The sequence below is a fragment of the Rhodococcus sp. R1101 genome, from assembly GCF_000278445.1.
Lineage (GTDB): Bacteria > Actinomycetota > Actinomycetes > Mycobacteriales > Mycobacteriaceae > Rhodococcus > Rhodococcus gordoniae.
In genome coordinates this window covers 1-3,111 of the sequence record NZ_AJVB01000463.1, presented here as the reverse complement: position 1 = coordinate 3,111, position 3,111 = coordinate 1, and the positions used below count along the sequence as shown (strand labels likewise).

Here is a 3,111-nt window from a genome sequence, read left to right as displayed (position 1 = left end):
ACCTCGCCGAGCATCTGCGCACCGATGGGCACGCCCGAAGCGAACAGGGCGAACAGCGGAACGCACAGGCCGGCGGACCACGGCTGGATGCGATGGACCAGCCGCTCGGCGGGTGCGTAGTCCTCGCCGGGATCGTTGCGTACACGTGTGAGCAGGCCGAGGAGGACCCCGGCGACGGTCGCGTGGATACCGGCGCTGTGCATGGCGTACCAGGTGAACAGTGCGAGCGGTACGTACAACCACGGGGTGGTGACGCGCTTCTGCTGCGCGAACCAGTACGCGGCCGCTGCGGCCACCGTGGCGAGCAACCACGCGACGGCGAGCCCCGAGGTGAACAGGATCGCGATGAGCGCGATGCCGATGAGGTCGTCGACCACGGCCAGGCTCAACAGGAACACTCGGGCGCTGGTGGGGATGCGGGAACCGGTGAGAGCGAGCACGCCGAGCGCGAAGGCGATGTCGGTGGCGACCGGGATCGCCCAGCCCCGGTCCATTCCCGGTGCACCCCAGCCGACGAAGGCCGCGATGAGGGCCGGCAGGATCACGCCGCCGGCTGCGGCGATCACGGGCAGGATCGCCTTCTTGCGGTCGGCGAGTTCACCCGTGACGAGTTCGCGTTTGAGCTCGAGGCCCGCGACGAAGAAGAAGACGGCGAGCAGGCCGTCCTTGGCCCAGTCGCCCACCGAGAGGTGCAGGTGCAGGGATTCCGGGCCGAAGGTGAAGTCCCGCAGCGCGATGTAGGAGTCCCCGAACGGGGAGTTGATCCAGATCAGAGCTATCGCTGCGGCGATGAGCAGCAGCGAACCACCCACCGTCTCGGTGCGGAGGAAGCGACCCAGAGGTGCGGTCCAGGTGGGCGAGGAGGTGTCGGACACGAGTGTCTTTCGGTCGGGGGAATACGGGCACGGCCGAGCCGTCGCCGACCAGACTTCCCGGCACACCCCGTCAGGAGTCTAACGGGGTACGGGTCGAGCAGACCCAGGGTGTCCGATTTGCGGGAGACGGAAACCGGGGTGTTCACTTTTCCTAGTAGTTGGGATTTTTTCTCACCATTTGGTTTCAAGTTCTGGAGTTGGTTCAGTGAGCACATCGGTCGGAGTGGAGGACGGCGGTTCCTCGATCGTCGCGGGTGTCCCGCGCCGGCGGATCGTCGTCGCCAGCATGGTCGGCACGTCCATCGAGTTCTACGACTTCTACATCTATGCGACAGCCGCCGTCTCGGTGTTCCCGCACCTGTTCTTCCCGCAGGGCAACAGCACGACCGCGCTGCTCGCCTCCCTCGCGACCTTCGGCATCGCCTTCGTCGCCCGTCCGGTCGGATCCGTGGTCTTCGGGCACTTCGGCGACCGCATCGGCCGCAAGGTCACCCTCGTCGGCTCGCTCCTGACGATGGGCATCGCGACCTTCCTCATCGGTCTGCTGCCGACCTACCACCAGGCCGGGCTCATCGCCCCGGCGTTGCTGGCGCTCATGCGTTTCTGCCAGGGTCTGGGTCTCGGTGGGGAATGGTCGGGGGCGGCGCTGCTCGCCACCGAGACGGCCGAACCCGGCAAGCGCGCCTGGGCGGCGATGTGGCCGCAGCTCGGCGCGCCCATCGGCTTCATCGGAGCCAACGGTCTGTTCCTGATCATCACGCTGGCGCTCGGCCACGACAACGGTGATCCCGACCTGTCGAGTGCCTTCCTCGAATGGGGCTGGCGCATCCCGTTCCTGCTCAGCGCCATCATGGTGATCATCGGCCTGTACGTGCGGCTCAAGCTCGAGGAGACGCCGGTCTTCGCCAAGGCCGTCGCCGAGGGCAAGAAGGTCAAGACGCCTCTCGCCGAGGTGTTCAAGACCAGCTGGCGTCAGCTGATCATCGGCACCTTCGTCATGCTCGCGACGTACACGCTCTTCTACATCATGACCACCTGGGTCCTGAGCTTCGGAACGGGCAAGACCCCTGCCGAAGGCGGCCACGGCGCCGGATTCCAGTACGCGGACTTCCTCGTGCTGCAGCTGGTCGCGGTGCTGTTCTTCGCCGCGGCCGTGCCCCTCGCCGGATGGCTCGCCGACCGCTACGGCCGCCGCTCGACCCTGCTCGTCGTCACGGGCGCGATCATGGTGTTCGGCCTGTGCTTCCAGTTCCTGCTGTCGAGCGGTGGCATGAGCTCCGGCCGCATGCTGTTCTTCCTCATCGTCGGCATGCTGCTCATGGGTCTGACCTTCGGGCCGCAGAGCGCGATCCTGCCCGAGCTGTTCCCGACGAACGTCCGCTACACGGGTTCCGGAATCTCGTACAACGTGTCGAGCATCCTCGGTGCCGCGGTGGCCCCGTTCATCGCGACCTGGCTGGCCACGAGCTACGGCGTCGGTTGGGTGGGCATCTACCTGCTGATCGCCGCGGCGACGACCTTCGTCGCGCTGCTCATCGTCAAGGAGACGCGCGACCGGTCGCTCGACGAGGTGTAGTCGTACCGACAGCGAAAGGCCCCTTCCCGATCCGATCCGGAAGGGGCCTTTCCTCGTACGGGACTACTTGCCGCGGATCGCGTCGAAGACGGCCGGATCGACCAGGGTCGAGGTGTCGCCGAGCTCGCGGCCCTCGGCGACGTCGCGCAGCAGGCGGCGCATGATCTTGCCCGACCGGGTCTTCGGCAGTTCCGGCACCACGGTGATCTGGCGCGGCTTGGCGATCGGTGAGATCTCCACCGCGACGTGATCGCGCAGTTCCTTGATGAGCGTGTCGCCGGTGTTCTCGACATGCTCGCGCAGGATCACGAACGCGACGATGCCCTGACCGGTGGTCTCGTCCGCCGCACCGACGACCGCGGCCTCGGCGATGGACGGGTGCGACACGAGCGCCGACTCGACCTCCGAGGTGGAGATGCGGTGGCCGGAGACGTTCATGACGTCGTCGACGCGGCCGAGCACCCACAGTGCGCCGTCCTCGTCGTAACGCGCACCGTCACCGGCGAAGTACCAGCCCTGCTCGGCGTAGCGCGACCAGTAGGTCTCGCGGTAACGCTGATCGTCGCCCCAGATGCCGCGCAGCATCGCCGGCCACGGCTCGTCGAGGACCAGATAACCGTTACCACCCGGACCGAGAGACTCGGCCTCGTCGTCGACGAT

At 67.0% G+C, this 3,111-nt stretch carries 3 protein-coding genes; 1 reads left to right on the top strand and 2 read right to left on the bottom strand.

Annotated elements, in window-relative coordinates:
* Positions 1 to 875: Na+/H+ antiporter NhaA (locus tag R1101_RS0119915; RefSeq protein ID WP_016935064.1), on the bottom strand; the 875-nt coding region annotated here is incomplete at its 3' end.
* 205 nt (positions 876 to 1,080) lie between these two features.
* Between R1101_RS0119915 and R1101_RS0119910 the strand changes: the two genes are divergently transcribed.
* On the top strand, positions 1,081 to 2,451 hold the full coding sequence (locus tag R1101_RS0119910; protein ID WP_037224230.1) for an MFS transporter: 1,371 nt from the start codon (positions 1,081 to 1,083) through the stop codon (positions 2,449 to 2,451).
* A gap of 63 nt (positions 2,452 to 2,514) precedes the next feature.
* On the opposite strand, the gene R1101_RS27670 is transcribed toward R1101_RS0119910, so the two are convergent.
* Positions 2,515 to 3,111, bottom strand: a 597-nt coding sequence (locus R1101_RS27670) for an AMP-binding enzyme (RefSeq protein ID WP_037224229.1), incomplete at its 5' end; no start/stop codon positions are given.